The sequence below is a fragment of the Stieleria sp. genome, from assembly GCF_041595215.1.
Taxonomy (GTDB): Bacteria; Planctomycetota; Planctomycetia; order Pirellulales; family Pirellulaceae; genus Stieleria; species Stieleria magnilauensis.
The window spans coordinates 1-6,431 of sequence record NZ_JBFHKV010000437.1 but is presented as its reverse complement, the minus strand read 5'-3'; the positions used below and the strand labels follow the sequence as shown (position 1 = coordinate 6,431).

Genomic DNA, 6,431 nt, shown 5'->3' with positions numbered 1-6,431 from the left:
TCGATGGTGATGGGGCTCGACCCGATCCTGCGGTTCTTGATGCAGTTCGAAGTTTTCGATCGATACGAGACCGGGCCACGTCGCAATTTCGTGCTGCCGATGGTCGACACCGATTTGCCTGAAAAACTCGGCGCGTTCGACGTCGTCTTCTCCGCCGGCGTGCTCTATCACCGGACCAGTCCGATCGATCACTTGAGAAGTCTGGCCGGTGCCCTGGTCCCCGGCGGCAAACTGGTGCTTGAGACGCTGATCATTGAAGACGACCAGCCGAGCGTGCTGGTGCCGGAAGACCGCTACGCGCAGATGCGAAACGTTTGGTTCATCCCGTCGCTGGAGATGCTGTTTCGCTGGTTGCGTCGGACTGGTTTCGAAGACATCAAAACGATTGACATCACCCCGACCGACACGAATGAACAACGTTCAACGGACTGGATGACCTTTCAGTCGCTCGCCGATTTTCTGGACCCAGAAGACGCATCCAAGACGATCGAAGGCTACCCGGGGCCAATTCGCGCGACCGTCGTCGCGACGAAAAAGAAGGCAGAATGATCCGGGGCAGAATGATGAGGACGGAACGACTTGCCCAATCAATCCAAGCTCACGAAGCCCGCTGGGCGTCTTCCATCGCCTGGATGTACTGTTGCAATCGCTTCAGTTCATCGTTCATGCCCTTGAGCTTGAGCATGTTCTCGACACGCTTGAGCAACTCGACCTTTTGTACCGGTTTGCTCATGAAGTCATCGGTCCCCGCGGCGACGGCGCGTTCGATGTCGCCCAGCTCGTTGAGCGCCGTGACCATCAAGACCATGACCCGTGACGTGTCGGGGTTGTCTTTGATCTGTTTACAGACCTCGAAACCGCTCAGCTTCGGCATCATCACATCCAACAGCACGACGTCGGGCTCGAAGGAGGCGATTTTGTCGAGCGTGTCTTGACCATCGACGGAGGTTTCGATTTCGCAATCGATCTCGGCCAAGTAGGCTTCGAGCAACTCGCGATTGGCGACGTTGTCGTCGGCGATCAGGATGCGATGAGTTCCCTCCGGCAAGGTCGGATCAGTCATGGTCAGCGTGCGGGATGTCGGGGCGATGGAAGTGACGGGTTGGGGGCGCCCAGCGGCGGGCTCGCGACGACTGCCTAAGCGATCGTCGCATGGGACTCTTGATCCGCCGGAACCGGAAAGCTTTCGCACATTTCGCGAATTTCACCGCGGATCCGGGCATGCAGCTCGGTGTCTTCGGCGTTGGACAGGGCGCTGTGGATCCAGGCACCGATGCGACGCATTTCGTTGGCGCCCATGCCCCGCGTGGTCAACGCGGGCGTGCCGATTCGAATCCCAGACGGATCCATCGGCTTGCGTTTGTCGAACGGAATCATGTTCATATTGACCGTGATCCCGCAGCTGTCCAAGACGGATTCGGCGACTTTCCCGCCCAGGCCGACCGAGGTGACATCGACCAGCATCAGGTGGTTGTCGGTGCCGCCGCTGACCAGCGGCAATCCGGCGGCGATCAGCGTTTCGGCCAAGACTTTGGCGTTGTCGACCACGGCCTGGGCGTACGTCCGATACTCATCGGTCAACGCTTCGGCGAAGCACACCGCCTTGCCCGCGATCACGTGCATCAGCGGACCGCCCTGGGTGCCGGGGAAGACGTTTCGATTGATCAGTTTGGCGTGTTCTTCCTTGCACAGGATCAAGCCGCCGCGGGGGCCACGCAGCGTCTTGTGGGTCGTCGTGGTGACATAATCGGCTAACCCGACCGGGCTGTTGTGAATCTTCGCGGCCACCAATCCGGCGTAGTGGGCCATGTCCACCATCAGCCGCGCACCGACTTCCTCGGCGATCTCGGCGAACTTGTCGTGGGGGATTTCGCGGGGGTAGGCACTCGCACCGGCAACGATCAGCTTCGGCTTGTGTTCGCGGGCCAGCGAGGCGATCTGGTCAAAATCCAATCGATTCGTGTCCTGGGTCACGCCGTAGGAGTGGAAATCGTACAGCTGGCCGCTGATGTTCAGCTTCATGCCGTGCGTCAAGTGACCGCCTTGGGCCAGATCGAGGCCCAAAACCTTGTCGCCGGGTTTCAGGCAGGACAGGTAGACGGCCGTGTTGGCTTGGGAACCGCTGTGGGGCTGGACGTTGGCCACCTCGGCACCGAACAGCTGCTTGGCCCGCTCGATCGCAAGCGATTCGACCACGTCGACGTGCTCGCAACCGCCATAGTAGCGGCGACCGGGGTAGCCTTCGGCGTACTTGTTGGTCAACACGCTGCCGGCGGCCTGCATGACCGCGAAACTGGTGTAATTCTCACTGGCAATCATTTCCAGCCCATCGCGCTGACGGCGGGCTTCGTCCTGGATGGCGTCCCAAGTTTGGGGGTCTTGTTGTTGGAGCGGATTCATCGTGGCCTTGCAGTGAGAAATGCCTGGTAATTGGAATTCGGGAACCACGTGTTGTCCCGGTGCGTCTCAAGGATTGTTGATGGGGAACCAAAACCAGTCAATCCTTGGCATGGTAGGAACCCGCGGCCCGTGGGGCGGTTTTCGCGCCCGCCCGGCAACACCTGTCGAAGCCACAGCGAAGCGTTTGGAAGCCACAGCGAAGCGTTCGGAGGCCACAGCGAAGCGTTTGGAAGCCACAGCGGCCCCCAACCGATCACGACGCCCTCCGGCTTCGACCGCAATGCGGGCCCTCGGCAGAACCGATCTCGGCCGCAGATTCGTAAAAACTATCCCACCTTCATGTTCAAAACGGTACAATCAATTGTTTGGTCTGGGCAGCTTTTGCCGGTTCGACCTGAGAGGGTTTTTCACGGTCCGCTACCCGATCGCGCCCCGGCAGGTGCCTGATGGCCCTGGCTTGATGAATCCTGGCCCGAATAACGGCCTGCCGGCGCCCGCCGACCCCAGCCCCGCCCAAAGCGTGACCTACGCTTGCTTCGTTTCCATTTTCACCTGATGCTCGAGTGCCTGGAATGAAATACGCCGTCGCCGGTTTTGTTTTTTTGCTGACTCTATCTGCGGCTGAACGTCGCGTTTCAGCGGCTGAATTGCCCACTTTTGACAAAGTTTCCGAGGGCTACGAACAAGTCCCAGTCTCCGACCAGGAGAATCGCAAGGGATTCTTCAATGTCTGGCAGCGGACCAAAGACGCTCAGCTGCTGGCCGAACTGCCGAAAAATTTCGCGACCAAAAGCTACTTCATCGCCCTGACGGTCAGCAGCGGTGACACCTATGCCGGATTGCAATCCGGGGAACTGGTCGTCAAGTGGCGGCAGTATGACGATCGGCTCGCCCTGATCGCGCCGAACCTGTCGATCCGTGCCACCGGCGATCCGGAGTCCAAGGCATCGGTCGCCCGCTTGTTCACCGACAAAGTCCTGCTCGACATCCCGATCGTCGCCAAGGGCAGTGCGGGCGGTCCGGTCATTGATCTGGACTCGCTCTTGTTGGGCAACGCCAGCACCTTCTTCGGACGAAGTGTCCGTATCTCGAATTCGCGAATCAAAAAAATTGAGTCGATCAAGGTCTTCCCGTCCAACGTGGAAGTCGCCCTGGAGACGGTCGGTGCCGCCGGCCGCTTTCAAACCCTGCACTACTCCTTCAGCGAAGTCCCCAATCCGTCCAGCGGATTCAAGCCGCGTTTGGCGGACCAGCGTGTTGGGTTCTTCACCACCACCTACTCCGACCTCAGCAAGTACACCGACGATGAGACGCGGATTCGCTACATCAATCGCTGGAACTTGGAAAAACGCGATTCGAAACTGAAGCTCAGTCCGCCCAAAGACCCGATCATTTTCTATGTCGAACACACCGCCCCGGTCCGCTATCGCCGGTTCATCCGCGCCGGTGTCGACTACTGGAACAAAGCCTTTGAAAAAGTCGGCATCGTCGACGCGATCGAAGTCCGTTACCAGGACGCCCAAAGCGGCGCCCACATGGAAAAGGACCCCGAAGACGTTCGCTACAACTTCATCCGTTGGCTGAACAATGACATCGGCACCGCGATCGGCCCCAGCCGCGTCCACCCGATGACCGGTGAGATCCTCGACGCCGACATCATTCTGACCGACGGCTGGATCCGCTACTACAACTACAACTACGACGACCTGCTGCCCAAGTTGGCGATGGAAGGGGCCAGCCCGGAAACGCTGGCTTGGCTCAGCGAGCACCCGTCCTGGGACCCACGCGTCCGAATGACCTCCCCCTCAAAGGTCGCGCAAGTTCGTCAACAGATCGCCCAAGACGCGCAGAAACCCTACGCGGGTTTCTCGATGGCCGCCGCCGATTCGTCACTGATCGGCGACGATGAGTTTGACGGGCTGATCGGTCACCTCAGCCAAAAGAACGGCATGTGCATGGCCGCTAACGCCCGCAGCCTCGACCTCGCGGTCGCGCGAATGGATTGGGCACTGGCCATGATGGAAGACAAACCCAAGGCCGACGCGAAAGACAAGAAGGACGACGAGAAAGAAAAGGACGACGAAGCATCGGACAAGGACGACGCGGATGACGCCGACGACAAGGACGACGACGCCGACAAAAAAGACGACGACAAGGACGACAAGAAGGACGACGACGCTGAGAAGAAAGACGACGACAAGGACGACGACGAGAAAAAGGACGACGAGAAGAAAGACGATTCGGTGGACATGCTCGACGGCATGCCGGACTGGTTCGTCGGACCGCTGTTGGCCGACCTGGTGGCTCACGAAGTCGGACACACCCTCGGATTGCGTCACAACTTCAAAGGCTCGGCACTGCACCCGCTCGACAAAATCAATAGCGAAGAACTCAAGGGCAAAGAAGTCTTCACCGCTTCGGTGATGGACTACATCCCGATCAACTTCCGCTATGAAAGCGGCGACGTCCAAGGCGATTACACCATGATCGACATCGGGCCGTACGACTATTGGGCGATCGAATACGGTTACACCTTTGACGAAAAGGCGTTGCCCACGATCCTCAAACGTTGCGTCGAACCGGAGTTGCAATACGCAACCGACGAAGACACCAACGGTCCCGATCCGCTCGCCCGCCGCTACGACTTCTCCGCCAATCCGCTCGACTACGCTCAAGAGCAGATGAAACTGGTCAAGCTCTATCGCGAGCGTATCTTGGACAAGTTTGTCAAAGACGGTGACAGCTGGGCCAAGGCACGTCGCGGCTACGAATTGACTCTATCGATCCAGACCCGTGCGGCAAGCATGATGGCCAATTGGGTCGGCGGAGCGTTCGTCAACCGAGACAAGAAAGGGGATCCGAACGATCGACCCCCGGTCGTCGTCGTCCCGGCAAAACAGCAACGTGAAGCGATGCAGTTTGTGATCGACCAGACGTTCAACGACAGTGCCTTCGGCTTGACGCCCAAGTTGCTCGAACGAATGACGTCTGATCAATGGCTCGATGGCGGTGCCCACTTCGGGACGTCCGGTGAAGCGACCTGGCCGATCCACGACCGTGTGCTCGGCCTGCAAGCTTCCGCGCTGACCTGGTTGATGAGCCCCACGACGCTGCGTCGCGTCTATGACAACGAACTTCGGCTGCCCGCCGAAGACGATGCGTTGACGCTGCCCGACTTGCTCACCACGATCAGCAATGCCGCCTGGACGGAACTCGAATCTGATTGCCCCGAAAACCGCAGCAATCGCCAGCCGATGATCAGCTCGCTCCGCCGCAACCTGCAGCAAGAGCATGTCCAACGGTTGATCGATCTGATCCTGGAGAAGAACGATGGCGCGGCGGCTTACAAGCCGATCGGTGACCTGGCACGCATGCAGCTGGTCGATCTGATGAAGAAGATCGACATGCGACTGAAGAAGTGCGAAAAGAAAATGGACGCCTACTCACGGGCCCATCTGCATGAAGTCTCCATGCGGATCGAGCAAGCGCTCAAAGCCGGTTACACCTACAACTCAGCCAAGGCGCCCAGCTTTTCGGGCATGCTGATTTTTGGTGAAACGCAAGAGCAAGAGTAAGCGGTTTCCGCCCCCGATTGATCACCACGCGACCTCTCCTTCGGGAGAGGTCGTTTCGTTTGTACCGAGCTCAAACGACCATCAGCCGTTTGGCGCGAGCCTACGGGCCCAAGCCAGAAGAAACGGAGTCGCAGCCCCAACGCTTGCGCGAACCGGCTGATGTCAAACGACCATCAGCCGTTTGCCGCGAGCCGACGGGCCCTGCCCAGCATTCGCTCGAAAACGCGAGTTCGGTTGATCCAGTGGCGGCAACTATTCGCCGCGTTGCTGCACCAGAAACGTTAAATGCGTTTTGACCGCCGGCCATTCGCTGGCGAGGATCGAATAGACGCACGTGTCTCGCAGCGTCCCATCGGACAAGATCTGGTGGTTGCGCAAAACCCCGTCCAGCTTCGCGCCAAGACGTTCGATCGCGACACGGCTGCGGCGGTTGAAGAAGTGCGTGCGAAATTCGAC

5 protein-coding genes are annotated in these 6,431 nt (G+C 59.1%); 2 read left to right on the top strand and 3 right to left on the bottom strand.

Annotated elements, in window-relative coordinates:
- Positions 1 to 549, top strand: a 549-nt coding sequence (gene cmoB / locus ABX749_RS17250) for a tRNA 5-methoxyuridine(34)/uridine 5-oxyacetic acid(34) synthase CmoB (protein ID WP_372897056.1), incomplete at its 5' end; no start/stop codon positions are given.
- A gap of 49 nt (positions 550 to 598) precedes the next feature.
- Here cmoB and ABX749_RS17245 read toward each other — a convergent pair.
- Both ABX749_RS17245 and glyA read right to left on the bottom strand, forming a co-directional pair.
- A complete protein-coding gene (locus ABX749_RS17245; protein WP_259633624.1) occupies positions 599 to 1,063 on the bottom strand; it encodes a response regulator in 465 nt (154 codons plus the stop codon).
- 74 nt (positions 1,064 to 1,137) lie between these two features.
- Positions 1,138 to 2,400: a serine hydroxymethyltransferase gene (glyA, locus tag ABX749_RS17240; protein ID WP_372897055.1), complete on the bottom strand. Its 1,263-nt coding sequence runs from the start codon at positions 2,398 to 2,400 to the stop codon at positions 1,138 to 1,140.
- Between the two features lie 572 nt (positions 2,401 to 2,972).
- Between glyA and ABX749_RS17235 the strand changes: the two genes are divergently transcribed.
- On the top strand, positions 2,973 to 5,975 hold the full coding sequence (locus tag ABX749_RS17235; protein WP_372897054.1) for a zinc-dependent metalloprotease: 3,003 nt from the start codon (positions 2,973 to 2,975) through the stop codon (positions 5,973 to 5,975).
- A 252-nt stretch (positions 5,976 to 6,227) separates the two neighbouring features.
- Here ABX749_RS17235 and ABX749_RS17230 read toward each other — a convergent pair.
- Positions 6,228 to 6,431: GNAT family N-acetyltransferase (locus tag ABX749_RS17230; RefSeq protein ID WP_372897053.1), on the bottom strand; the 204-nt coding region annotated here is incomplete at its 5' end.

Bases quoted from the DNA above. Each gene is read 5' to 3' on its own strand.
- ABX749_RS17245 (WP_259633624.1), bottom strand. From the start codon at position 1,063: ATGACTGATCCGACCTTGCCGGAGGGAACTCATCGCATCCTGATCGCC.
- glyA (WP_372897055.1), bottom strand. From the start codon at position 2,400: ATGAATCCGCTCCAACAACAAGACCCCCAAACTTGGGACGCCATCCAG.
- ABX749_RS17235 (WP_372897054.1), top strand. From the start codon at position 2,973: ATGAAATACGCCGTCGCCGGTTTTGTTTTTTTGCTGACTCTATCTGCG.